The 26,025-nt window shown below is 47.6% G+C and carries 27 protein-coding genes, 1 pseudogene and 1 riboswitch; of the genes and pseudogenes, 27 read left to right on the top strand and 1 reads right to left on the bottom strand.

From position 1 onward, the window contains the following. Positions 1-50: 50 nt before the first annotated feature. From DWX00_RS09835 to DWX00_RS09785, 11 genes and pseudogenes are all read left to right on the top strand, one after another. Positions 51-284, top strand: a pseudogene (locus DWX00_RS09835) (conjugal transfer protein TraE); the annotation flags it as partial. 33 nt (positions 285-317) lie between these two features. After that, positions 318-2,996, top strand: a complete 2,679-nt coding sequence (locus DWX00_RS09830) for a CD1108 family mobile element protein (protein ID WP_117505242.1) — start codon at positions 318-320, stop codon at positions 2,994-2,996. Between the two features lie 18 nt (positions 2,997-3,014). Then, the gene (locus DWX00_RS09825; protein WP_025577937.1) at positions 3,015-3,260 is read left to right on the top strand and encodes a DUF4315 family protein; all 246 of its coding nucleotides are present in this window, start codon (positions 3,015-3,017) and stop codon (positions 3,258-3,260) included. Further along, positions 3,250-4,362 carry a DUF4366 domain-containing protein gene (locus DWX00_RS09820; RefSeq protein WP_118595122.1) on the top strand — a complete coding sequence of 371 codons (1,113 nt, stop codon included), beginning with the start codon at positions 3,250-3,252 and terminating at the stop codon, positions 4,360-4,362. The genes DWX00_RS09825 and DWX00_RS09820 overlap by 11 nt, the downstream gene beginning before the upstream one ends. A gap of 39 nt (positions 4,363-4,401) precedes the next feature. After that, positions 4,402-9,312, top strand: coding sequence for a class B sortase (gene srtB / locus DWX00_RS09815; protein WP_118595121.1), 4,911 nt, complete (start codon positions 4,402-4,404; stop codon positions 9,310-9,312). A gap of 62 nt (positions 9,313-9,374) precedes the next feature. Continuing rightward, on the top strand, positions 9,375-9,857 hold the full coding sequence (locus tag DWX00_RS09810; RefSeq protein ID WP_071144309.1) for a hypothetical protein: 483 nt from the start codon (positions 9,375-9,377) through the stop codon (positions 9,855-9,857). A 188-nt stretch (positions 9,858-10,045) separates the two neighbouring features. After that, positions 10,046-10,663, top strand: a complete 618-nt coding sequence (locus tag DWX00_RS09805; RefSeq protein WP_025577929.1) for a DUF6088 family protein — start codon at positions 10,046-10,048, stop codon at positions 10,661-10,663. Then, on the top strand, positions 10,660-11,658 hold the full coding sequence (locus DWX00_RS09800; RefSeq protein WP_118595120.1) for a nucleotidyl transferase AbiEii/AbiGii toxin family protein: 999 nt from the start codon (positions 10,660-10,662) through the stop codon (positions 11,656-11,658). The genes DWX00_RS09805 and DWX00_RS09800 overlap by 4 nt, the downstream gene beginning before the upstream one ends. Before the next feature lie 83 nt (positions 11,659-11,741). Further along, a complete protein-coding gene (locus DWX00_RS09795) occupies positions 11,742-12,059 on the top strand; it encodes a hypothetical protein (protein WP_029676883.1) in 318 nt (105 codons plus the stop codon). Continuing rightward, positions 12,055-12,822, top strand: a complete 768-nt coding sequence (locus tag DWX00_RS09790) for an FAD-dependent thymidylate synthase (RefSeq protein ID WP_256372856.1) — start codon at positions 12,055-12,057, stop codon at positions 12,820-12,822. The genes DWX00_RS09795 and DWX00_RS09790 overlap by 5 nt, the downstream gene beginning before the upstream one ends. Beyond that, positions 12,819-13,232, top strand: coding sequence for a dUTP diphosphatase (locus DWX00_RS09785; protein ID WP_118427310.1), 414 nt, complete (start codon positions 12,819-12,821; stop codon positions 13,230-13,232). The genes DWX00_RS09790 and DWX00_RS09785 overlap by 4 nt, the downstream gene beginning before the upstream one ends. Before the next feature lie 119 nt (positions 13,233-13,351). Here the strand turns inward: DWX00_RS09785 and DWX00_RS09780 are convergent, their stop codons facing one another. Next, positions 13,352-13,666: a helix-turn-helix domain-containing protein gene (locus DWX00_RS09780; RefSeq protein WP_005361112.1), complete on the bottom strand. Its 315-nt coding sequence runs from the start codon at positions 13,664-13,666 to the stop codon at positions 13,352-13,354. A gap of 149 nt (positions 13,667-13,815) precedes the next feature. Here DWX00_RS09780 and DWX00_RS09775 point away from each other — a divergent pair, with 149 nt between their 5' ends. From DWX00_RS09775 to DWX00_RS09700, 16 genes are all read left to right on the top strand, one after another. Further along, a complete protein-coding gene (locus tag DWX00_RS09775) occupies positions 13,816-14,325 on the top strand; it encodes an SLOG family protein (protein ID WP_117514300.1) in 510 nt (169 codons plus the stop codon). A 65-nt stretch (positions 14,326-14,390) separates the two neighbouring features. After that, the gene (locus DWX00_RS09770; RefSeq protein ID WP_081017347.1) at positions 14,391-14,516 is read left to right on the top strand and encodes a DUF3789 domain-containing protein; all 126 of its coding nucleotides are present in this window, start codon (positions 14,391-14,393) and stop codon (positions 14,514-14,516) included. 3 nt (positions 14,517-14,519) lie between these two features. Beyond that, the gene (locus tag DWX00_RS09765; protein WP_118427312.1) at positions 14,520-16,628 is read left to right on the top strand and encodes a DNA topoisomerase 3; all 2,109 of its coding nucleotides are present in this window, start codon (positions 14,520-14,522) and stop codon (positions 16,626-16,628) included. After that, entirely contained in the window at positions 16,625-17,008 is a 384-nt protein-coding gene (locus DWX00_RS09760; protein ID WP_117567355.1) for a hypothetical protein, read from the top strand. The genes DWX00_RS09765 and DWX00_RS09760 overlap by 4 nt, the downstream gene beginning before the upstream one ends. Before the next feature lie 5 nt (positions 17,009-17,013). Further along, a complete protein-coding gene (locus tag DWX00_RS09755) occupies positions 17,014-17,382 on the top strand; it encodes a cysteine-rich VLP protein (protein WP_118595119.1) in 369 nt (122 codons plus the stop codon). A 193-nt stretch (positions 17,383-17,575) separates the two neighbouring features. Then, a complete protein-coding gene (locus DWX00_RS09750; protein ID WP_182438755.1) occupies positions 17,576-18,169 on the top strand; it encodes a hypothetical protein in 594 nt (197 codons plus the stop codon). Positions 18,170-18,182: 13 nt separating this feature from the next. Further along, complete coding sequence (locus DWX00_RS09745; RefSeq protein WP_118398116.1) at positions 18,183-19,103, top strand: DUF4316 domain-containing protein; 921 nt, start codon at positions 18,183-18,185, stop codon at positions 19,101-19,103. After that, positions 19,103-19,801 carry a hypothetical protein gene (locus DWX00_RS09740; RefSeq protein WP_118398119.1) on the top strand — a complete coding sequence of 233 codons (699 nt, stop codon included), beginning with the start codon at positions 19,103-19,105 and terminating at the stop codon, positions 19,799-19,801. The genes DWX00_RS09745 and DWX00_RS09740 overlap by 1 nt, the downstream gene beginning before the upstream one ends. Then, positions 19,798-20,142: a plasmid mobilization protein gene (locus DWX00_RS09735; protein WP_055158497.1), complete on the top strand. Its 345-nt coding sequence runs from the start codon at positions 19,798-19,800 to the stop codon at positions 20,140-20,142. The genes DWX00_RS09740 and DWX00_RS09735 overlap by 4 nt, the downstream gene beginning before the upstream one ends. Positions 20,143-20,227: 85 nt before the next feature. Next, entirely contained in the window at positions 20,228-20,518 is a 291-nt protein-coding gene (locus DWX00_RS09730) for a CD1845 family protein (RefSeq protein ID WP_005361132.1), read from the top strand. 88 nt (positions 20,519-20,606) lie between these two features. Beyond that, entirely contained in the window at positions 20,607-22,016 is a 1,410-nt protein-coding gene (locus DWX00_RS09725; RefSeq protein WP_117657329.1) for a relaxase/mobilization nuclease domain-containing protein, read from the top strand. A 57-nt stretch (positions 22,017-22,073) separates the two neighbouring features. Then, a riboswitch (TPP riboswitch) is annotated at positions 22,074-22,173 on the top strand. Positions 22,174-22,396: 223 nt separating this feature from the next. Beyond that, entirely contained in the window at positions 22,397-23,071 is a 675-nt protein-coding gene (locus tag DWX00_RS09720; protein WP_118535721.1) for a TenA family protein, read from the top strand. Continuing rightward, entirely contained in the window at positions 23,068-23,871 is an 804-nt protein-coding gene (thiD, locus tag DWX00_RS09715) for a bifunctional hydroxymethylpyrimidine kinase/phosphomethylpyrimidine kinase (RefSeq protein ID WP_004611583.1), read from the top strand. The genes DWX00_RS09720 and thiD overlap by 4 nt, the downstream gene beginning before the upstream one ends. Before the next feature lie 11 nt (positions 23,872-23,882). Beyond that, complete coding sequence (thiE, locus tag DWX00_RS09710) at positions 23,883-24,524, top strand: thiamine phosphate synthase (RefSeq protein ID WP_077326105.1); 642 nt, start codon at positions 23,883-23,885, stop codon at positions 24,522-24,524. After that, complete coding sequence (locus tag DWX00_RS09705) at positions 24,514-25,170, top strand: HAD family hydrolase (RefSeq protein WP_005361145.1); 657 nt, start codon at positions 24,514-24,516, stop codon at positions 25,168-25,170. The genes thiE and DWX00_RS09705 overlap by 11 nt, the downstream gene beginning before the upstream one ends. 2 nt (positions 25,171-25,172) lie before the next feature. After that, entirely contained in the window at positions 25,173-25,658 is a 486-nt protein-coding gene (locus tag DWX00_RS09700) for an NUDIX hydrolase (protein WP_223385983.1), read from the top strand. Positions 25,659-26,025 lie beyond the last annotated feature (367 nt).

The following is a 26,025-nucleotide window of genomic DNA, read 5'->3' as shown; positions in this document are numbered from 1 at the left end:
AAGTGGGGGAAAAGCCTGAGATGATATCAGGGGCTTACCTATCACTATAGAACTCGGACTTTATCTATATGCTCAACCAGGCCCAGGGAGACCGTCAGATTTTGGCAAAGCAGTTGGGAATCTCCCCGCACCAGCTTTCGTATGTGACCCATTCCGGTCCCGGCGAGGGGCTTTTGTTCTTTGGAAATGTGATCATCCCCTTTGTGGACCACTTCCCGAAGGACACACTCTTGTACAGCGTGCTTACCACAAGACCGGATGAAGTAGCGGGGACCAAAGCGTGAGACAAAAATTAAAATGGATCGGAGGTGAGAACAATGGCACACGACAGGGAATTTCAAAGGAAGCGCAAAGATACCCGGATGCCGGTGCGTGATTCCCACGGGGAGGATCAACCGGCAGCCAGGCAGACCGAACAGGATTTTGACCTGCGCAGGGCACGGGACACCCCTTCTTCTGTCAACGGCAAGACACACAGGCAGGACATCCCTGTACAGACGGAATTTTCCCATCTGTCACCGGAAACACCGGCGTCCTTGCTGGAACAGGGCGAAGCGTATGCAACCGCTTTGGATGGTTTTTCGGAACACTTTGAGACACCGGATGCTACCAGGACAGCGCCCCCGATACAGGACAACGTGCGAAGCAATTTCCGGCAGGAGGCTTCCAGGCGTTCTTTTGTAACAGAGGATGTGACAGACCATGATACCGGAAAATATGCTCCTTCTTCCGAATGCTCAGCCCCACCGAACGGCACAGACAGATCCGGTCAGGAACACCGTTACCGGACACACCAGCATGGGAACAAATATCAGCAGCGTTTTCAGGAAGCGGCACAGGCGGAGGAACAGGCAGCGCAGAAGGAAAAGGGTATGGATAGCGAACCGCCGAAAACATCCAAGCTGGAATTTACTGCGGATGAACTACCGCCGGAGACAAAGGATAAAAAGCTCACCCATGCAAAACGGAAGGCGGAACGGACTGCACAAAAAGCAGAGCAGGCGCAAAATCGTCTACCTGCCCGGAAGAAACTGCGCATGGAGACGGTTTCCGACCCGGAGACCGGAAAAGCCAAAAAACACTTAAAATTTGAAAAGGAGGTCAAATCCCAAAAGGTCCATGTAAAAGGACCTGTACCCCTGCGTCCGGTCAAGGCGGGCGCCAATACTGCCATTGGTTACGCTCATAAAAAGATTTATGAGGCAGAGGATGAAAATGTGGGCATCAAGGCAGCCCACCGCTCTGAACTTGTGGGCGAGGCAGGGCTTCGCACGGCATATCACCGGCATAAAACTGCCCCCTACCGAAAGGCAGCGAAATTACAGCAAAAATCAGCAAAAGCAAACGCAAGACTTGCTTACCGGCAGGCTCTTAGCGACCACCCGGAGCTGAAGAAACATGCGATTGCCCGGATATGGCAGAAACAAAAACTGAAAAGGCAGTATGCCAAGGCTGCCCGTGAAGCCGGGAAACAGGCAAAAAATGCCGCAGTCGCAACAGAGAGGGTCAGCGTCGGTATTGTCCATGCGGTCAAACGGCACCCTGTAATCTGCCTTGTCCTCCTGCTTCTCCTTTTGGTAATTTTCCTGATCACATCCCTGTTTTCCACGTTCTCCAATATCGGGACCGGCGGTTTGGGAAGTCTGGCTGCTTCTACCTATCTTGCAGATGATCAGGACATCAACCAGGCGGAGCTTACCTATACCGAATGGGAAACGGATCTGCAAATGGAAATAGACCGGGTGAAATCAGACCGCCCCGGCTATGACGAATACCGGTATAACCTGGGCGCAATCGAGCATGACCCGTATGTGCTGATGGGGTATCTGACTTCTGCTTATCAGGGATTTACTTACGATGAAGTGGAAAGCGTGCTGCGGCAGCTTTTCCAGGAACAATATACCCTGTCCTTTTCAGAAGAAACCGAGATCCGTTACCGCACCGAAACTTCCGTTGATCCGGAAACCGGGGAAGAAACCCAGGAGGAAGTGCCTTATGAATGGCGCATCTTAAATGTCAAGCTCACAGTCACACCTCTAGAAAACCTGGTCGTTTCCCGGATGAACGCAGACCAGAAAGAGATCTGCGAGATCCTGCTGCAGACAAAAGGAAACCGCCAGTATGTCAAAAATGTCTTTGGCACCAACTGGCTCCCTTATGTGACCAGTTATTACGGCTACCGGGTACATCCCATCAGTGGGGAAAAGAACTATCACACCGGTGTGGACATCGGGATGCCGGAGGGCACAGAGATCCTTGCCGGGCATGACGGAACGGTCACCCTTGCGGGAAATGCCGGCGGTTATGGCTTGTGTGTCGCTATTGAAGGCGAGGCATACGAAGGACATACCCTGACGACCAAATACGGGCACTGTTCCCAGATCCTTGTTTCTGCCGGGCAGGAGGTCAAAGCCGGGGATGTGATCGCAAAGGTCGGGAATACCGGAAATTCTACCGGGGCCCACCTGCACTTAGAAGTCCTGGTTGACGGTCAGTATTTGAATCCCCTGTATTTTGCCGATACCGGCGATACCAGCGAACGGCACCTGCCGGAAGTTGGTTCAGGCGGCACAGGAAACTACTTCGATTATGACATTCCACCGGAAGCCCTTGCGGATGAACAGTTTGCCGCAATGATGGCCGAGGCGGAAAAATATCTTGGCTATCCGTATGTATGGGGAGGCGCAAGCCCTTCCACTTCCTTTGACTGTTCCGGCTATGTGTCCTGGGTGATCAACAACTGCGGCGTTGGCTGGAATTTCGGAAGGCTGACCGCGGATGGTCTTTTAGGTGTATGTACGCCGGTATCAAGTGCGGATGCAAAACCGGGCGACCTGATCTTCTTCCAGGGAACCTACAACACCAGCGGCGCAAGCCATGTAGGAATCTATGTGGGAAATGGAATGATGATCCACTGTGGAGACCCGATTTCTTATGCAAACATCAATACAAGCTACTGGCAGCAGCATTTTTATACATTTGGGCGTCTGCCTTAACAGATTGGAGGTAATAAATTGAATCCTAAAATTGAAAAACTGGAAAAGGAAATTGAAAAGACCAAAACAAAGATTGCGGAAATGCAGGCAAAGCTCCATAAGCTGGAGGAACAGAAAACAGAACTGGAAAATACCGATTATGTGGCGGTGGCGCGCAGTTTCAAACTGACGCCCCAGCAGCTTGCGGATTTTTTGAAATCACAGCAGGCAGCCCCTTCGGAAACTGTTTTACCGCAGGAGAAGGAGGATGTGCATGAGGCTTAAAAAACTTTCCCTGCTGCTGGCGCTTACGCTTCTTGTAAGTGTCAGCGCATTACCTGTAACGGCTCATGCCGGCGGTTCCAAAGACACCACACCGCCAACGCTGACTGCTTCCCTGGAGGGCGATGCCCTGAAAATAGAAAGCAGTGACGATCTATCCGGCGTGGAGGCGGTCTTTGTTGATGAAAACCGTATCAACTCCCTCACCGATGGGAAAGCGTCGGTTGCACTAAAAGATTATGCAGGAACAGAAAAACAGGTAAGCATATACGCAAAAGATTATGCCGGCAACCGTTCTGATGTGGTAAAGCTGGATAATCCGTATTACAAAGAACCGGCTCCTGAAAAGAAACCTGCTGCGGCAGCACCCCAGAGTCCGTCCGGTACACAGACAAAACCGCCTAAGGAAGAAAAACCTTCCGGCTCAAACGCTGCAACCCCTTCCGGCGGCGGAAATTCTTCCGGTTCAGATAACAGTACCGGACAGCAGGAAAATACTTCTGCGATCCCGGAAGGTGCATTTACCCCGGAAGGCACCGGAACGGTACAGGACAACATCAGCGGTACGGATGGGGAAAAACAGTTTTACACCATCACTACGGACGCGGGCAATGTCTTTTATCTGGTGATCGACGGGAAACGGGAAGATAACAATGTCTACTTCTTAAACGGCGTCACAGAGTCCGACCTGATGGCACTTGCAGAAAAGAACAATGGCAGCATGAGCATGATCCCCCAGGAAGAAAGCTGTAACTGCACAGAAAAATGTGAGGCAGGAAAGGTTAATACCGGCTGTCCGGTCTGCAAAAATGACTTAAATGGCTGCAAAGGAAAAGAAAAGCCGGCGGAAACTGAAAAACCGGCAGAACCGGAAAAGCCGAAGAAAGAAACCGGCAGCGTCGGCACGATCCTGTTTATCCTTGCTGCCTTACTTGCGGTCGGCGGGATCGGTTACTATGTAAAAATCGTGCGTCCGAAACAGCAGGCCGAGGACGATGCGGAATTTGAGGATGACGGTTATGGCGAAGGCTTTGACCCGGATGAGGCATACGGGGAACCGGAATATCTTTCCGAGGATGATTTTGACGACAAGGACAGCAAATAAGGCCGTCCTTTTAGATTTTATGAAAGTGAGGATTTTTTCATGGAACATATCATAACCAGACGCCGCGGCTTTCGCAAGCTGTTGGCGTTTTTGCTTTGTATGGCAAGCATTTTGGGGCTTCTTCCGGCTCAGGCTTTTGCCATGTCTGTCGGACAGACGGCAAGCTCCTGGCTGGGCGACCAGTATGTGGGCTCTGATGGGAACCACTACCGTGCCCCGGCGCCTTACACCTATCTTGCCTACCATGCAGACGGAACCATCGATGTACACACCAGTTCCGGGGGCAATGCTTACCGGCACTATATGCTGACGGATTCTGACGGGATCAGCCACCAGGTTTACTGTGTGGAGAGCGGGATTCCTTACCATACTTCGGAAAATACCTATGTTTCGGAAAGCGGGACCAACAGCCAATACCTGAACCTGCTTCCTGCCGAGGCAAGGAGGGGGATCACCCTGACTGCGATCTATGGCTGGAAACCCGGTGCGGCGCTCCCTGTTTCCGGAATCAACGAGGATGACTATAAGATGGCAACCCAGATCATCCTTTGGGAATACCAGCAGCAACTTAGAAGCGATCCGTACAGCCGCCACGGAAACGGCCACGCAGACGCCGACCAGTATTTCAGCGTGATCGCCGGACGACCGGCAGAAAAAGCCTATGACTGGATTCTTGCACAGGTCGCTTCCCATTCCACAGTACCTTCCTTTACTTCTTCTAAGAAAAGCGAAGCACCGGAACTGGAACTGAAATGGGATGTAGAAAAAAAGGTCTATACCCTGACGGTCACAGATACCAATAACTTGAAGATCGATCTGGAGGCTTTGAAAGGCAGCGGCGTTTCTGTGACAAGAAACGGAAATGAATACACCTTTACCAGCAGGCAGATGATGATGGACCCGGTGCTGTTTGAATTCCGAAAGAATATCCCGGTGGCAAACGACATGCTGATCTGGGGCAGACCCGGCTACCAGACCATGATGACCGGCGCCAGCGATCCGGTTTCCTTCTTTGTAAAATTCAAAACGGAAACTTACGGTACCGCAAAACTTGTCAAGACCAGTGAGGACGGCATTGTTTCCGGTATCACCTTCCATATCTCCGGTACGGACATTTTGGGAAATGAAGTCAATGAGGAAGTTACGACCGGAGAAAACGGCCAGATTGAAAAGAAGCTCCTGCCGGGAACCTATCTGGTAAAAGAACTTCCGGTGGACCGCTATGTGACCCCTTCCGCACAGTACGTGACCATTGAAAGCGGGCAGACTTCTTCGGTACATTTCAGCAATATTCTGAAGAAATTTCGCGTCCATGTGGTAAAGAGTGATGCTGACACCGGAAATGCTCAGGGGGATGCCACGCTTGCAGGGGCGGCCTATGGGATCTTCCGTGATGGCGAACTGATCGACACTTATACTACCGGACCGGATGGCAGCTTTATGACCCGCTATTATGTATGCGGGGATGGCTGGACGATCCGGGAAATCGAACCGAGCACCGGGTATCTTCTGAATGAAACCATTTATGAAGTGGGTGCATCCCCTTCCCTGTATGAAGTGGAACTCAATACCACAGAAAATCAGGTGACGGAAACGGTTATTTACGGAAATATCCAGCTTGTCAAGCACACCGATGACCTGGACCCGGATGTGCCTGAGGGCGAAAATACCGACGATCCCAATGCTGGTATCATCGAACGCCCGGAAGCAGGCGCAGTCTTTGAAGTTTACTTAAAGGCAGCCGGGAGCTATGACGCGGCAAAGGAAAGTGAACGTGACCTTCTTACCACGGATGCGGATGGTTTTGCTTCCAGTAAACCGCTTCCTTATGGACATTATACGGTCCATCAGATCGCAGGCGAGGAAGGCAAAGCCTTTGTCCCGGACTTTACGGTATTCATTTCCTCTGACGGAAAGACTTACAGCTATATCCTGAACAACCGCACCATCACAGCCCGTCTGAAAGTTGAAAAATGTGACGCAGAGACCGGAAAGATTATCCCTGTGACCGGAACCGGTTTTCAGATCAAGGATCTTTCCACCGGGGAATTTATCACCCAGACCGTCTACTATCCGAACCCGGAAACACTGGATACCTTCTATGTTTCTGACGAGGGCTGGCTGATGCTGCCGGAGCCTTTGGCCGCCGGGGATTATGAACTTTATGAGGTGGCTGCCCCTTATGGCTATGTGCTTTCCGATCAGCCGGTACCGTTTACCATTGACGGCAGCGAGGCGGTTGTGACGGTCACTCAGTACAATATGCCGCAGAAAGGCCAGCTTACCATCACAAAGACCGGAGAAGTATTTGCTTCTGTCCAGGAAAACGACGGACTGTACCAACCGGTATATGAGGTTGCCGGACTTCCCGGAGCGGTCTATGATGTGATCGCAGATGAAGATATTTATACCGGTGACGGTACCTTGCGGGCAGAAAAAGATACGGTTGTGGAAACACTTACGACCGGCGAGGACGGCACAGCGAAAAGCGGGTCTCTCTATCTTGGCCGTTATCGTCTGGAGGAACGTCAGGCGCCTTCCGGCTGTGTGTTGAATCCTCAACCGGAATATGTGGAACTGACCTATGCGGGTGAGACCGTAGAGGTTACACAGACAGCGGCCGGTCTTTATGACGAACGCCAGAAAGTGGATGTCACACTTTTCAAGGCAATGGAGACCGATGACCTGTTCGGTCTTGGCATGAACGAGGAATATAAGGATATTTCCTTTGGACTTTATGCTTCCGCAGACCTGACGGCGGCAGATGGCAGCGTAATCCCGGCAGGTGGACTTCTGGAAGTGGTCTCTGTTTCGTCTGAGGAATCCGGCGGTTACAGCGCTTCCTTCGCTTCCGACCTGCCTTTTGGCAGCTATTATGTCAAGGAACGCACAACCAACGGCGCCTATATCCTTTCGAATCAGGAATATCCGGTTGTCTTTGAGTATGCTGGTCAGGAAACCGCCCTGGTACAGATCCTTGTCAATGAAGGCGAGGCTGTTTCCAATGAACTTCTCCGTGGGCGTGTAGACGGTGTAAAAGTCGGGGAAAACCCGGAAGGCGGCGAGGATGTCACGCTTGCCGGTGCGCTCATGGGTCTGTTTAGACCTGATACCGAAGAATTTACTGAAGAAAATGCGCTGCTTACTGCTATTACCGGAAAAGACGGCAGTTTTTCCTTTGAGAACATTCCTTACGGACACTGGATCGTCAAGGAGATCTCTGCCCCTGACCTTTATACGGTAAGCCCGCAGCAGCACCATGTATATATCGGTGCAGACGGACAGCATATCGAGATCCGTGTGGAAAACACCCTGATCCGCGGCAGTGTGCAGGTAACTAAAACCGAAGCTGTGGAGGAACCGTCCCCTGTGGAAAAGGAGGATAAGAAAGACAAGAATTCTTTCCTGCGCTTCCTGCCCGGTGCAGTGTTCGACCTGTATGCGGATTTCAACGCCAACCAGGAATATGATCCTGACGATCAAAAGATCGGTACGCTGAAAGAAACCGATGCAGGCTATCATACGGCGGAAAACCTTCTGGCTGGCGGCTACTTTATCAAAGAAAGCAAAGCGCCGGAGGGCTATCAGCCTGACTCAAACGCTTACTATTTTTCCATCACAGAAGATGGACAGGTCGCAGTTGTGGAAAATGGAGAAGCCGGGCACGGATTTACCAATGAGGCTTACCGCGGCAACTTAAAGATCACAAAGGATTCCAGCGACGGGCGCAAAGATGGTTTTGCCATCGAGGTTAAGAGTGCGGACGGCTCCTACTGCGAGACATTCACCACTCCAAAATCCGGCGTGATTGAAGTTAAGGGCCTTCGTGTCGGTATTTATACCGTAACAGAAGTTGCAAACCGGGCAAGCAAGGATTACATCATTCCTGATGCCGCCACGGTGGAGATTAAGGCAGATCAGACATCTACAGTCCAGTTCTTTAATGAAAAACCGGAAAAGCCGGATAACCCAAAGAACCCGGAAAAGCCTTCTGTTCCCTCCAATCCTTCCACCCCTCAAAAGCCGGTACCGCAGACCGGGGATGATCCGTATATTTTCCTGTATGGCGGACTGCTGGCAGCCGTACTGATCGGCGGCAGCGTATTTGCTGTGTATTATTTCAAAAAGGGAAAATACAGCAGGACTTCCCCGAAAAGAACGGCTGTCGGGGTTTCTGTCCTTTCACTCTGCGTTCTGGTGGCTCTTGGCAGCGGTTTTTTGGTGTTCCGTGACTTGAACCAGTATGCTGAGAGTAAAGATGCCTATCGAGATCTTGCCGGATATGTGGAAGTACCGGAGCAGACAGCTTCCCCGGAGTCGGCACCCGATCCGACAGAACCAAAACGGGACGATGCCGATATTGTCCTGCCTTCGGTAGACTTTGAAACGCTCCGTGAAAATGGACCGGACATCATCGGATGGCTTTCCCTTCCTGATACGGTGCTCAATTATCCGGTAACGCAGACCGACAACAACGAATATTACCTGAACCATCTTTATGACGGAACCTATAACAAGGTTGGCTGCCTGTTTGCCGATTATGAAAACCGGGCAGATTTTTCAGACCGCAATACGATCATTTATGGTCATAATATGCGGGATGGTTCCATGTTTGCGCTGCTGAACCGGTACGATGAACAAAGTTACTTTGATGCTCACAGGCAGATGTATCTCGTTACTCCGAAGGGGGGTTATGTCATGGAGATCTTTGCGGCTTTTGCAGCAAAGCCGGAAGAATCCGGCAGTGAAACTTCTCCCTGGCAGCTTTCCTGGAAGGATGACGGTGCTTATACTACCTGGCTTACAGCTATGAAGGAACGTTCTGCGGTGGAAAGTGATGTGACTGTGACCTGCAGCGATAAGGTACTGACCCTTTCTACCTGTACGCCGGGCGGCACAGGACGCTTCCTTGTCATGGGAAAACTCGTGAAAGTAGATAACGAAATATAGATTTTAGACGGTGCGGGGGCAAAAGCTCCCGCACCTGCTGTTTACAAGGAGGATTTTATTTTATGGTAAATACCATGATTTCCATTCCCGGCTATGTCCATCTTTACCGCTCACTTTTGCGGTTTTACGACATGCCGGAAAATGAAGTCCGGGAAATGCTCTATCTTCTGAATACGGCAAACCTGGACTGCTACGAGTATTATCACCCGGACCGCAGTGTGATCCAGAGCGGACCGGTCGCTTTTTGCGGATGGCTGGAAACGAAAGACTGCCGCCCTTACCGCACAGAGGTACAGCTTTACAAGTCGCTGCTGTTTTTGAAGCGCAGCATTGACCGTGACCTGATCGTATCAGCTCAGAGGGAGGCTCTGCAAACCCTGCGCTGTATCATCTCCAATCTGGAATACCGCTTTTATAAAGCCTATGGCATGGAGATCGAGGACAAACGCACGGTCTATGGGGAATGTACCTACCGTCTGGTTCCAAGGGAGGACGAACCCAGCGTGTGCCTGATGCACGACTGGATCTACCTGCCGAGTGCTTAAAATGTCCCGAATAATACACAATATTCGGGACAAAATAAGAATACGATAGTTCCCATCTCCTGATATAGAATTTGAAACTGATGTATAAATTCTGTTCTATGTGGAATACTATTGCTAAAACTCTTGAAGCCTATTGAAAATTTGTCCCGAATAATATATAATATTCGGGACAAAAGGAGGTGAGCAATATGGCAAATGGCTATTCCAAACAGATTCAGGAGCAGATAAAAGCAGCGGCGGAAGGAACTATTTTCATCAGTTCTGATTTTGCGGATATTGCCGATACGGAAACCATAAGACGGAACTTAAACCGGCTTACACAGGCAGGTATGCTTCGCCGCATTTTGAAAGGTGTTTATGAAAAACCAAAATATAGCAAACTTCTGGATGAATATGTGGCGGCAGACCCGGAAGCGGTGGCGAACGCATTGGCACGAAGTTATCACTGGACGATTGCCCCATGTGGGAATACAGCATTGAACCTGTTAGGTCTTTCAACACAGGTAACAGCAGTATGGTCCTATATCAGCGATGGTCCATATAAGACCTACGAGTGGAACTCTACAAAGCTGGAATTTAAGCACCGGACCAATAAGGAGATTACCGGATTGTCCTATATGACAAGTTTGGTTATACAGGCATTAAAAACGCTTGGCAAATCGAATGTTACGCCAGAAGTCATACAGATGCTTTCCGAAAAACTGACAGACAAGGATAAACAGGCTTGTTTGAAGGAAGCAACAGAGTCTACGGATTGGGTTTACGATACGATACGACAGATTTGTGGAGGTGAAAAGGTACAATGAGAAATATAGCAAGACTTTCAGATAACGACCGCAGGGAGCTGTTCAGAAATACAGCAGATAAAATGGGACTGAATGATGCCATCGTAGAAAAAGACTTTTGGGTATGTTTTACGCTGGATTATTTATTTCACCGCTCACCATGGAAAGAGTCCATCACCTTTAAGGGAGGTACCAGCCTTTCAAAAGCCTTTCACCTGATCAGCCGGTTTTCAGAAGATATTGATTTGATTCTGGACTGGCGTGTATTGGGATATGGCAAAGATGAACCATGGGAGAAACGTTCCAATACAAAACAGGATGCTTTTAACAAAGAAGCCAATGCGCGTGCGGAGGTATTTCTGTCCGAAACATTCTGCCCGGCAGTCAAAGCCGGCTTATCCCAGGAAATCGGTTGTGAAGCAAATGTCTACATAGATGAAAAGGATAAACAGACGGTCATTTTCGCCTATCCGCACCTTTTTACAAATACGGCGACCTTACAGGTGATCCGTTTAGAGATTGGTGCGCTGGCAGCGTGGACTCCTGCAAAAACAGCGCAGATCGAACCTTACGCGGCAAAATATTATCCGAAGATTTTTGAGCAAAAAGAAACCGCAATCCTTACCGTTGCCCCGGAACGGACCTTCTGGGAAAAAGCCACAATCCTGCACCATGAAGCGAACAGACCGGAACATTTGGAAATGCCGCAGCGGTATTCCAGACATTATTATGATCTCTACCGCATGGCTGCAACACCGGTTAAAGAAGCTGCTTTTTCCAGGCTGGATCTCCTGAAGAAAGTTGTAGATTTCAAAATGAAATTCTATCCCAGATCATGGGCGAAGTACCCGGAGGCTGTGCCGGGCACATTAAAATTACTCCCGCCGGAATATCGGTTTGCAGCATTGGAAGCGGACTATAACTCTATGCAGGATATGTTGTATGGGGATGTTCCGACATTTGAGACAGTCATAGCAACGGTCCAGGAACTGGAAAAAGAGATCAATACACTATAAACAATTACATATCCATTTATTTGCCGACTATTCTAAGATGCTTTAGAATAGCCGGTTTCTTGTTTTCAAAGGAGGGATGCTATATTACGCAAAATGAAGTCAATGCCGTTTTTGACGAACAGGTGCGGCTCTGTGCTGATACCTTGAAACGGAAAACCAAAGAATACACCGGGGATGACCCGGACCGGCTGGGTGCATTTAAGGCAGCGGCAGCTTTACAGCACACAACGCCCCAGCGTGCCCTTGCCGGTATGCTGGCAAAGCATATTGTTTCTCTATACGATATGTGCTTTGCCGAAGAAGTGGTTTATCCGATGGACACATGGGACGAAAAGATCACAGACAGTCTTAACTATCTGTTCTTACTGAAAGCGATTGTAAAGGAGGGACATACCAATTAAACAGATTGAAGTAAAAATTTTGAACTGCCAGGCGGTAGCGGAAGCAGAAAAAAACATGGTCTTTGCGGCAAGGCTTACCCAGCAGGGACATAAGATTGCCTCAATGGACGACCTGATGGAGCTCTACGAAAAATCATTCAGCGTTCAGACAGTAGCGGCTATGGGGGCGCTTCCCCATCCTACCATCCAGAAATTTGCGGTGATCACGGTAGCCATTGTCGGCGCCAGCAGGCGTTTTCTGGCGCAGATCACCCGCCACCAGAACGAAGTAAAATTTATGAGTGCATCGCTGCAGTACAGCAACTATACGGGACAGGCGGATTTCGCTGTCCCGTATTCTATTATGACGGCTCCGGCAGTGGTACGGGAACTGTACTTAAAAAGCTGTAATGAAAGCATGAAATGTTATGAAGCCCTGTGCACTGCCGGAAGCGGGCACGATGCGGCCGGCTATGCCACGCCCCAGGGATTGCGGAATGTACTGCTCATCAGCGCCACCCCTTATCAGTGGAAACATATCATCAGCCAGCGGGTATGCCGGAGAAATACAGATGAAACAAGGATCGTGCTGCTAAAGGTCTGGAAAGAACTTTATGAACTAAGCCCTGCTTTGTTTGCCCCATCACTGACCGGGCCTTTTTGTCAGATGGATCGATGTCTGGAAGGGAAAATGACCTGCGGACGAAAACTGCAGGCAAATATGACGCCAGAGGATATTTTGGAAAAAGATTATCCTGCTCTTTGGGAAGGAGACTGCCGATGAAAATAAAACTGATCGACTTTGGCGTGCCGGAGCACCAGCGTCCTTACCGTCCGCATGGCAATGATGCCGGAGCGGATGTTTATCTGCCCTATGACTGTACCTTACAGCCCGGAGAAATCGCCAAAATTCCTTTGGGTTTTGGACTGGAAATACCGGATGGATATGCGGGATATATCTTTCCCCGTACCAGCATGGCGGTAAAAGGTCTGGTCTGTGAACTGCCGCCTGTGGATTCCGGCTATTGTGGAGAGATCCATGCGATCATCAGCAATGTAAGCAATCAGGCGCAGTCTCTTTTTAAGGGAGCCCGTATCGGGCAGCTTGTGATCACGCCGATCGTCATTGCGGATTTTGTAACCGATCTGGGAACAGAACGAGGAACCGGCAGCTTTGGCAGTACCGGCGAATAGAAAAAGGCTGTTTGGAGAACAGTTTTTGAATACTTATCGGTATAGGGAGCGGACATTTCGAGAACATTATAAAATATAATAAAGAAAGTCACGAAAAAAGCGGCCTTTACCGTGACCGCTTACTTTCTGCTATTGAGTTCTTTCATAATACCGAGGATATATTGCATGGATTGAGGATCAAGCTGTCTTGCCTCTGCAATGAATTCCTTTAAGGTTTCCGGGTAGGTATTTCCTTCATCAAAGAATTCCTGCGGTGTCACACCCAGATATTCGCAGATGTAGAAAAAAGACTGCATAGCGGGAAGTGACTTTTTATTCTCAATATTATTGATGTAGTTGTTTGCCTGACCTAACGATAAAGACATATCGCGTGCGGAAACTCCTTTTTGTGTCCGCAGTTTCGCTAATCGTTCCGGGACAAAATCTTCATACATCGCCTTCACCTCCCATTCTGTAATAGATTGTACCTCACGCCCCTTTATTATCCGCAAAAGGAAAAAGGGTATTATCGTTGACTTGCTAAATTAAATCTATTACTATATGAAAAGTGAAGAATTTTACCTATCAGATGGAGGGATGACCGATGAAAGGAAAAACTTGCTGTGTTACCGGACACAGGGATTTACCGCAGAATGAGATCAACAAAATAAAAACAGCCTTGGCACATGAGATCGATGCTGCTGTTACAGATGGGTTCACCTGTTTTATGAGCGGTTTTGCAGATGGCGTAGACCAGTATTTTGTGGAGCTGGTGCTGGAAAGAAAGCAGACCACCCCGGCACTGGAGCTGATCGCAGTGATCCCTTACCGCAAGCGTCTGGACAGCCTAAATAAGAAAACAAGAACCCGTGAACTGCTGGAGGCTTGTGCGGATGTTGTTGTGATACAGGAAAAATATCTCCCAAGCGTCTACTCCCACAGAAATCGTTATATGGTGGAACACTCCGACCGAGTGATCGCTGTATATGACGGACGGGAAACCGGAGGTATAGCAAAGACGATCCGCTTTACCCACCGGATGAAGAAGGAACTGCGGGAAATCCCAGTTGGAGAAATCGTCCTGCCGGATCACTTGAAACCAAAAACAAAATAGATACCTGTTGATGCGCTCACTTTGAAGTGGGCGTTTTTCTTTACCCATTTTTAGGAGGAATGCTTATGTGGAACCTGATTTCACATTTCCTTACCTTTGCCGGAGGAATGGCTTCCGGCGTTATGTTGATGTGTCTTATGCAAACCGGAAAACTTGCGGATAAAGAATTTGAAACTATGAAGGAGGAATAAAAATTGAAACTTGTGATTGCAGAAAAGCCCTCTGTTGCTATGTCACTGGCAGCAGTATTAGGCGCAACGGAAAGAAAAGACGGTTATCTCGAAGGTTCCGGCTATCTGGTGAGCTGGTGCGTGGGACATCTTTTGGAACTGGCACAGCCGGAGGCTTACAAAGAACAGTACGCCAAATGGCGGTATGAGGATCTTCCGATCCTACCGGAAAACTGGAAATATGAAGTGCCAAAGGATAAGAAAACGCAGCTTGCCCTTTTGTGCCGATTGATGAAGGACAAACGGGTGGATTCCGTGGTATGCGCTACGGATGCCGGACGAGAAGGAGAACTGATCTTCCGTCTGGTCTATGAATATGCCGGATGTAATAAGCCTATGGAACGCCTTTGGATTTCCAGTATGGAGGATGCGGCGATCCGTGAGGGTTTTGACCATCTCCGTCCCGGCAGTGATTACGATAAACTCTATGATGCGGCGGTCTGCCGGGCAGGAGCCGACTGGCTGATCGGGATCAATGCCACCCGGCTTTTTTCTGTCCTGTATGGTGTCACCCTAAATGTCGGCCGTGTTATGTCACCGACACTGGCACTTTTGGTACAGCGTGAGTCGGATATTGAATCCTTCATCAGTAAGCCTTTTTATGTGCCGGAAATCACCTGCGGAGGTTTTACTGCTTCCGGCGAAAAAATGACGGAACGATCCGAGGCTGAAAAAATCCGTATGGACTGTGACCACAACTCCGCTTTTGTGCGTTCTGTGGAAAAGCAGGTAAAAACTATACAGCCTCCCCGCCTTTATGACCTTACAACTCTGCAAAGGGAATGTAACCGTATTTATGGCTATACGGCTCAACAGACCCTTGATTATGTGCAATCTCTCTATGAAAAGAAGCTGGCAACCTATCCGAGAACGGACAGCCAGTATTTGACGAAGGACATGCAGGCAACCGCCGCTTCCCTGATCCTATGGCTGCGTGACAATATGCCCTTTGGAAAAGGCTGCGCCGGAGAGCCGGACATTGACCGGGTAACAGACGACAGCAAAGTGACCGACCACCATGCCATCATCCCAACTGTGGAGATTGCACGGACAGACCTGTCGGAGCTTCCTTCCGGGGAGCGGGATGTGCTTACCCTGCTTGCCGTCAGACTGCTTTGTGCCACAACGCAGGCAAACCGGTTTGAAGCGGTCACCGCTATGTTAGACTGCCAGGGATATACTTTTACGGCAAAAGGAAAGACCATCTTACAGTCCGGCTGGAAAGAGGTGGAACGGATTCACCGTATGAGTATCAGGCAGAGTGAAACGGAACACAGAGAAAATGAAGATGCCGCTCTCCCTGTGCTGAAGGAAGGACAGACTTTTGAAACTGTGTCAGCAAGTCTCCGTGAAGGGAAAACTTCACCGCCGAAACATTATACGGAGGACACGCTGCTGTCCGCTATGGAGACGGCCGGTGCGGAAGATATGCCGGACGATGCCAAGCGTAAAGGATTGGGTACTCCGGCTACCCGTGCGGCAACACTGGAAAAGCTGGTTTCTGCCGGATTTGTACAGAGAAAGAAAAAGCAGCTCATTTCTACGGAAAAAGGAAGGAACCTGATCGCAGTCCTGCCGGACAATATCAAATCTCCCATTTTAACTGCAGAATGGGAATCTATGCTGAAACAAGTGGAACATGGCGAACTGTCGGCAACATCTTTTATGGATCAGATTGCAGATATGAGCCGGACGCTGGTAAAAGAACATACCGCCCCGGAGAAACGTTTTGCGGATCTGTTCCCTTCTTCCAGAGAAACTGCACATGAAGCCGTGGGGGTATGTCCTCGCTGCGGAGCCCCGGTATATGAAGGAAAGAAAGGTTTTTTCTGCGACAACAGGGAATGTTCTTTTGCTCTTTGGAAAGATAACCGTTTCTTTTCCAGCAAGAAAAAGTCCATCACAAAGTCTGTGGCAGCGGCTCTTTTGAAAGAGGGCCGTATTTCTATGTCCGGGCTTTACAGTGAAAAAACAGGAAAGACCTATGATGCGGAAGTGATCCTGGATGATACCGGCGGTAAATATGTGAATTTCAAGCTGGAATTTCCCGTAAAGAAAGGCAGGCGTAAATGAGTGACCGAAAAACCTTTGAATATGGCGGTTATCACTTCACGCCCATACGAAAATTTCACAAAAAAGAAGGCGACTTTTTCGTCATATCGAAACGGCTGGCAAGTGACTTCAACTTAGGGTTGTGTACCTATCAGGATCGGCAAAAAGCACCTTATGATTACAAAGACTTTTATACCGTCGCAACCGACAAAGAATGTGACATTTTCCGGTGCGAAGAAAATGGTTTGTTGTATGTGCCGGGGAAAAACGAACTTTTTATTTACCATGAACCAAAACAGAAAAAGCGGAACTCTATTGCCGATGCCCTTTCACAGTCCAGGAATGTTACTGATATAACCGGATTTTCCAGCGGCCGGCAAAGAAGTGCCCCGGAAAGGTAGGCGTTATGGCAGAGAGAGAATTGAACCGCTCGGAGCGGGCTGCGATCCGAAAGCTGGTTACGGTGCTTTGCGCCAACTATGACTCTCAGGATAAGATCTGCCTTCCTTTGGACAGTCCTTGCTATATGCTGAATAAATGGTGGACCGGTGCTTATTGCAGGTACTTTGAAAAAGCGGTGCTGCCGGTGGATGCAGCACTGGAATCAGCCATTACCGGCGAGGACACCTCCATGAGACAGAAAATATGCCCTGTGTGTGGAAAAGTGTATCTTCCTATAACCAGCCAGGCATATTGTTCTGATGCCTGCCGGATCTATGCAAGACGGAAATCCGAGCGGGAACGCAAACGCCGGAAGCGGCAAAACCAACTATGATATGTACGCAACTTAGCCCCAAAAGTCCTTGATTTTCAAGGGCTTTTTGCACCTGTTTTCAAGGGCGCTGTATAAGAATACTCCAGTGCTTTGAAATGAGGTTAAGTTGCGGACAAAACATATATTTTAACAAAAACGATAGGAGGCGATTTTTTTGAATATCAACACGATTACTGCGGAGGATCTTCGCCGCATGCCGGATAAGGAAGGACTGATTTTACAGGGCTGTGGCGGGGATCTGACAGAATGGGTAGACGGAATCAATGAAATGCTGACACAGGCAGGCATATTGAAAGATGGCAGTCAGTTTGAGAATGTGTTTGCTTTTCAGCACGGAGAACTGACCTGTTTGCTTTACCCGTTTGATGATGTGAAACTGGATATAGGAAAACTTGCCCTGTGGCGTTTACAGACCCATGAAGTCTATGGCGGCACATGGCTGTCGGACTTTGTGCCGAATTATTTAGGCGGATTTATAGAAACACCGGAAGCGTTGGCAGATAAACCGGATTGTCCACTGATCGGAGCAGATGGGAACATTTTTAATCTGCTGGGTATTGCTTCCCGTACTTTGCGGGAGCATGGTCTGAAAGAACAGGCAAAAGAAATGTCTGATCGGGTATTTGCTTCCGGCAGTTATGGAGAAGCGCTCTGTATCATTGGCGAATATGTCAACATCACAGATTCCGAACCGGAGCATAAGAATTCTCTCCGTCAGCAGCTAAAAGCAACAAAACCGGCAGACCCGGTAAAAAAGCAACAAACTTCCAAACAACAGGAACGATAAGGAGGGATGCGGAATGGAAAAGAAACTGACCTATGGTGTATGGGCAGTACGAAGCAGCACTTCTATTTTCGGACCGGCACAAAGCTGGTGCAAGGAAAATGGGAAACCGTTGGAATTTGATAGTAAAGCCGATGCTGAAAACTATGCAAAGGAAGCCAACGAGCATACGACAGCAAATGTCCGATACTATGTGAAAGAAAAAGAACCGGAGCCCGGTGCTGTTCGGAAAGGAACATCTCAACCGGAGCTGGATGCACGCAGCCATGAAGAAGTGATACCAAGAAATGATGCAGCGGAAAAACAAAATGAGATTCCGGGCAGACAGATTCCTTCTCAAACAGATCCGCTGGTAGAAATCCGCTCTGCGGTCCATAGTAATTACGCGGGTATGGTCGCTATGCTGGGTGCGGACAACCGTGTGTATTTGGGGCGTGAGGAACGCTGCCATTACCAGAATATGCAGCCATCTTACTATGACAATCAGGACGGTTCCCTGTGTTTTGTCTGTGATCAGCCCGACATGTACTATTTTCTCTATGGAGAAGGCTGGGCGCATACCCAGGCGGAAATGCTGGAACGAGGGCTTACCCTGCGCCAGTATGAAGAATTTGCAAGACTGCAAAATGGGGTCCTTGCACAGTTTACCACCCAAAGAGAAATTCTGTTTGCCGGACAGCCATTTCAGGCGCCGGAGAGTTATCTGCGCAATGCAGAACTTTATGAGGAAGGTCAGACCGGCAACTACAATATGCTGGATGGCAGGCTGAACAACGAACCTCCTGTGCGCCCGGATCTGACAGACGGACAGACGGATGAAGAAATCCGGGAGCTGGTGCCGGAAGCAAAGCCGTCTTTGATGGACCGTTTGAAAGCAGACAAACCGGAGCATGAAGCAAGGCAGATGATCCCTCCGGTGCCGGAAAGGGAACGCTGATGGCCGGGGTAAGATTTGAGGATGTAGATCTTTTGGGTGCTCTTTCCCGTATCGTAGATCTTCATACCCAACATTATAAAGAGGACTTTGACCTGGATAAGGAACTGATCTCAAAACTGGCTTTGTCAGAGCGTTCAGAGGATAAACAGCTTCTTTGGATGTCACGCCCTTGCGGAACCTATACCCTGCGCGAACGGGAAGTTTATCTGGAGGGCAGCCATGAAAACAAAGTGTGGCGGTTTTACCAGGAGCAGACAAATGATCCCGTTTTGGCTTATGCCATCTCTTTGAAAGAAGTCAGGGACGGAAAAATATTTGGCGATCTCTATCCGCTAAATTATAGAGAACATGTGGAACGGATGAAAAAATTGACCTGTCCAATCGGAAATGTAGCCGTTGCTTTTGAGGATGGAAATGTTATCACGATTCCCTATCAGGAACGGAGACAATTTATGAACCGGCTTATGCCAGAGCATGGAGCCCCTAAAACAATGACTTATCTGCCAGAAAATGAGCCGGAGCTGATGATAATTCTAAAACGGGAACGCCTCAAACGCAGCTATCATGCGACAGCCGGAAATCTGGAGGAATATCTTGATAAGCTGGAAAAGACCACCTTGCGGGAAAAACTCAAAAGAGCAAAGACGGCGGTTTCGACGCAGGAGGTCTCATCTCATAAAAGAGGGTTGGAACGATGAATGGCGGGCATAACAAAAAATCCGTCCGCGTCGAATTTGTCATGTCCGAAGCGGAGGCCGAACTGGTAAAAGAACGCATGGCGGAACTTGGCATTACCAACCTGTCGGCATATCTGCGAAAGATGGCCGTAGACGGTTACATCATCCACCTTGATATGGGAGATATTCAGGAAATGATCCGGCTTCTCCGCATTTGTTCCAATAACTTAAACCAATATACCAGACGGGCCAATGAGACCGGCAATATTTATGCCGCAGATATAGATGACATCCGCACCCGTCTGGACAGCCTTTGGGATGGCATGGACAAACTGATCCGGGGATTTGCAAACATTTCATAAACAGCCGGAAAGCCGTTGCTTTCTTTTTGCCGTCACGGTAAAATTTTTATAAGGGCAGATGCCCTTCTGAAAGGAGGCAAAGCGTATGCGTTTGATAGGTAAATTACTGGCACTTCCCTTTATGCTGGTTACGGGGATTCTTTATCTGGTATGTAAATTTTTAGTGGTTCTTTCCGGTGCGGTACTTGGGATTCTTTCTGGGATCATCTTTCTGGCGGCATTGGTGCTGTTCTTTGTCGCAGGATTTTTGCCGGGTCTTGCATGGCTTATGATCGCCTTTCTTATCAGTCCATACGGTCTGCCTCTGGCGGCTGCATGGCTGGTAGGGATCATTGGCGGGGCAAACAGTGCCTTAAAGGATTTTATATTTGGTTAAGCAGATTTGGCGGGGCGCATAGGCAGCCCCGCTCTTTTTCTGCAATTATAACTTCTCTGATTGGAATTAAGTTAAGGAGGTGACGAAAATAGCGACCACAAGACTGATGCCTCTGCATGTAGGAAAAGGTCGGAATATCTCTACTGCGATCTCAGATATTATTGATTATGTAGAAAATCCGCAGAAAACCGATTTTGGAAAATTCATTTATGGCTATGAGTGTGATACCCGGCTTGCTGATGCAGAGTTTCTTCTGTCCAAACGACAGTATGCAAATCTGACCGGCAGAAATCAGGGTGCAGATGATGTGATCGCCTACCATCTCCGTCAGGCATTTAAGCCCGGCGAAGTTACGCCAGAAGAAGCTAATCAGATCGGCAGGGAGCTGGCACTGAAGCTCACAAAAGGAAACCATGCCTTTGTTGTCTGCACCCATGTGGATAAGCACCATGTCCATAATCACATCATTATCAACTCTACTACACTGGACTGTCAGAAAAAATTTCGCAACTTCTGGGGTTCTACCTGGGCAATCCGGCGAATGAATGACAAGCTGTGTTTGGAACATGGACTTTCGATTGTAGAAAATCCGAAACCCAGCCGGGAGCATTATGGCACATGGCTGGGGAATAAAAAGCAGCCTTCCTTTCAGGAGCAGATACGCATTGCTATTGATGCTGCATTAGAGGAAAAGCCAAAAGATTTTGAGGAACTTCTACAGAAGCTGGAAACTGCTGGGCTGGAAGTCAACCGTGAAAGAAAACATCTTCGGTTCCGAGTTCCGGGACAAGAAAATTATACCCGATGCGATACGCTCAAAGGCGATTATACAGAACAAGCCATCAAAGAACGGATTGCCGGTACACGGACAGTAAAACCCCGCCATGCCTTTTCTAAAAAAACGGTTTCCAAAGTTGGATTGCTGGTTGATATTGAAGTTGCAATCCGTTCCGGCAAGGGCCCTGGTTATGAGCGCTGGGCAAAAGTGTTCAACCTAAAGCAGCTTTCTCAGGCAGTGCTCTACTTAAAAGAACATGGCGATATGGGTTATGAGGATCTTCTGGAAAAAGCCAACGCCACTACCACTAATTTCAATACCTTATCCGTTCAGATCAAAGATCTGGAGTCAAAAATGAACGCCAATGCCGAGCTGCAAAAACAGATCGTAAACTATGCGAAAACGCGGGCTGTCTATGTAGAATATCGCAAAGCCGGGTACAGCAAAAAATTCCGAACAGAACATGAAGCTGAAATTCTGCTGCACCAGGCGGCAAAGAATCATTTTGACGAGCTGGGAATCAAAAAGCTCCCCTCTGTCAAATCTCTCCGGGAGGAATACACCGATCTTCTGGAACAAAAACGGAAAGCCTATTCTGCCTATAAGCAGGCCAAAAATGATATGAAAGAACTTCATAATGTTCGGGCCAATGTGGAATACCTATTAGAGATTTCTTCCCCACCACAACCGCAGCGCAGCACAGAAAAATCCCGTCAATAAGGTTTGCTAACTTGAATTCTATAGACCTTGACTTTCCTGGACTTCTTAACTATAATAATACTCAAGCAGGGGGACTACCTTGTAGTTGAGAAGGTTAAAACCTGACCGTTTGAACCTGTTGGCTAATACCAACGCAGGGAGCTAAAGAATACAGATTCGTATTTTTTGGACATTCTCTGTTTTGGGAATGTCCTTTTTAATTGAATAAGATATGATATGTGTTTGCGAGGGAACTGAACAAGTTGAAAAAGGTAAGACCTGACCTCTGGACCTGTCGGCTAATACCGGCGTAGGGAAGCAATTTCTTACGCTCGTATTGCGTCTGAAAGAGCTTCTAATTGTTTTAGAGGCTCTATTTTTTTATTTTAGGAGGAACAAACATGGCATTTATGAAAGACATTTTAACCCGCAACATCCCCATTTGGGAAGAATGTGCAGCTACCCCATTTGTGCAGGAAGTGCAAACTGGAAAGCTACCTCTTGAAAAGTTCAAGAGATATATGATTCAGGATAGTATCTATCTGAAAAACTATGCCCGTATATACGGCAAGGCAATTTTTCATGCTGATACATTAAGAGAAATTCAGCTTTACTATTCCATGCTGAATTTTGTAAATGATACGGAATCAGAAGTGCGTCTGGATTATCTAAAGCAATTTTGCATGACGGATAATGATATTGAACTGATCGCTCCTCTGCCTGAAAATCAAAATTACATTGATTTCATGTTTGAGATTGCGTCACATGGAAAGAATGAAGAAATTTTAATGGCGGTTCTTCCCTGTATGCTAAGTTACAGCTATATATTCCGCAAATTGGCGGCTGTTCCTACAAGCAGACAGTCAAGATATTGGGACTTTATCAAAGATCATGCGGATGAACAATATGCAGAAAGCTGCAAAGAATGGTCTGCTTTTGCAGAGCATAAATGTGCCGGGTTATCAGTAGCAAATAAAAAGTATCTGGCTGATATTTTTGAAAAAGCAAGTTTGTTAGAGCTTGCTTTTTGGAAGATGGCCTATCGGAACGAGAGAATGGAGGAAAATGCAAAATGAAAAAAGTATTGTCCATTGCCGGATCAGATTGCAGCGGAGGTGCAGGTATTCAGGCTGATTTGAAAACTTTTTCTGCTCACGGTGTATTTGGAATGAGTGTTATTGTTTCTGTTGTTGCAGAGAACACCAGCCGTGTTATCGACATCCAAGATATTACCCCGGATATGATTGAAAAACAGATTGACGCCGTATTTGAAGATATTGAAGTGGACGCAGTAAAAATCGGTATGCTTTCTACACCAGAATGTATGAAAGCGGTGGCAAAGAAACTATTACAATATAAGCCCCAAAATGTTGTAATCGACCCGGTTATGTATGCCAAAAATGGCTGCCCATTGATGAATCCTACGGCGGTTTCCACCTTGATAGACACAGTAATTCCACTTGCCGATGTACTTACTCCAAATATTCCAGAGGCAGAGAAAATAGCGGATATGCAGATTTCCACAGTTTCAGATATGGAGGCTGCCGCAAGAAAAATATATGCCATGGGTTGTAAGGCGATTGTTGTCAAGGGTGGACATCATATAGGAAATGCTGTTGATGTCCTATTTGATGGAGAAAATTTCTACCATTTTGAAACATCCCGCATTGATACGAAAAATACTCATGGGACAGGCTGTACCTTTTCTTCTGCAATCGCTTCCCAGCTTGCAAAGGGAAAAAGTGTTCCGCTTGCAGTCGAATCTGCAAAGGCTTATGTCACAATGGCAATCGAACACTCTCTTGCGATTGGAAAAGGCTGTGGCCCGACGCACCATTTCTACGAATTGTATCAGCATGGTTTATCTAAAGAATAGGCAGGTGCAAAATGAACTTTGATTATACACTTTATCTTGTTACTGATCGTCAACTAATGAGCTGCGATAGCCTGACAGAAGCGGTAGAACAGGCAATTTTAGGAGGCTGCACAATGATACAACTCCGAGAAAAAGAATTGTCCTCATTAGAATTTTACAATCAGGCTGTTGCCGTGAAACAGGTTACGGATAAATACCATATTCCCCTCATCATAAACGACAGAATAGATATTGCAATGGCTGTGCAGGCTGCGGGAGTACATATTGGACAGCATGATTTACCTGCGGCTGCCGTCCGCAAAGTAATAGGAGAAAATATGCTGTTGGGGGTATCTGCTTCTTCCATTGTAGAAGCAATACAGGCACAACAGGATGGTGCGGATTATTTGGGAGTTGGCGCAATGTTCCCTACTGGAACTAAAACCGACGCTGATTCTGTATCAATGGAAGAATTACAGAAAATCCGCGCAGCCGTTTCTTTGCCGATAGTTGTTATTGGCGGTATCAATAAGGGAAATGCAGGGCGTTTCAAGCCCATGGGAATTGACGGGCTGGCTGTTGTATCTGCCATCATAGCGCAGTCTGATATAAAAGCTGCTGCTGCGGAACTGAAAGATTTATTTTGCGGAAAGGAAAAGAAAAATGGATTTTAATGCGGCAATCTTTGATTTAGATGGAACAATTCTGGATTCAATGGATGTATGGGAGCATATAGATATTCAGTTTTTGAAAAAGAGAAATCTTCCCGTCCCGGAAAATTATGTAACTGAAATATGTGCAAGGAGTTTTGAGGAAGCCGCACAATATACCATTGATCTTTTTGGATTGCAGGAAACGGTAGAGGGAATTATTGAGGAATGGAATAATATGGCGGTCGAGGAATACAGTAACCATGTCGGTCTGCTGCCCCATGCCCTTGATTATCTTCTGCGCTTAAAAGAACATGGAATAAAACTTGCAGTTGCTACGGGGTTGCCGGAAAAGCTCTATATTCCATGCTTAAAGAACAATTCTATTTTAGAATTATTTGACGCTCTATGTTCAACAGATGAGGTTCAGCGGGGAAAAGAATATTCGGATGTCTTTGAATTGGCCGCAAGAAAATTAGGGGTTGCACCTGAACACTGTATTGTGTTTGATGATGTGCTTCCAGCAATTAAAAGCGCAAAGGCAGCCCGTATGTTAGCAGGCGGGATTTATGATAAGTATTCCGCAGATCAGCGTACAGAAATAGAAAGGATTGCGGATATTTACTTACTTGATTTTCGGCAAGCACCGATCCCACACAAAGAGGTATGAAAATGGAAAAATGGGATTTATATAATGCAAAACGGGAAAAGTCTGGAATAACAGTGTGCCGTGGAGAAATCATACCCAAAGGGCTGTATCATTTATCTGTGAGTGTATGGATCGTCAACCAGCAGGGGCAGTATCTTTTATCACAGCGGCATCCGAAAAAGCAATACCCTCTTTATTGGGAATGTACGGGTGGTTCTGTACTTTCCGGGGAAACCAGTTTACAAGGAGCAATCCGAGAGGTAAAAGAAGAATTAGGAATACTGCTTACTCCCGGAAGTGAAAAATTGATTTATCAGAGCAGACGGGAAAATGTGCAGGATTTTTACGATGTTTGGCTATTTCATAAGGATATAAAGATTGAAGAAATGCGTTTACAGGAAACAGAAGTTGTGGATGTTCAATGGGTAAATCCAGATAAGTTATTTGAGATGTTTCGCCTGAAACATCTGCACCCTCTAATTACCTATGTAGATCAGCTAATAGGCTGAAAAAGCGCCGGGCGCAGAGGTATCAAAGCCTCTGCATCTGGCGCTTCTTTTTTGTCATTTTTCCCGCATTTAGAACCCCGTTTTGCGGGGAACAGGATAACTTTATCCACCTGCCTGCCTGCCATGCGGAAAAACCCTTGATTTCCGTGGACTTTTAACGCCCTAAATGCGTAGACAGGAGGTATCTTTTCCGCTGGCGCTCAGCCTTTTAATTCCGTGTTGCACATGAGGCGGAAATCTTACTGCACCAGACAGCGAAGAATCATTTTGACGAACTGGGAATCAAAAAGCTCCCCTCTGTCAAATCTCTCCGAGAGGAATACACCGATCTTCTGGAACAAAAACGGAAAGCCTATTCTGCCTATAA

Source organism: Blautia sp. AF17-9LB, from assembly GCF_003479185.1.
In the GTDB taxonomy this organism is placed as follows: Bacteria; Bacillota; Clostridia; order Lachnospirales; family Lachnospiraceae; genus Fusicatenibacter; species Fusicatenibacter saccharivorans.
This window is presented reverse-complemented; position numbering and strand designations above follow the sequence as displayed.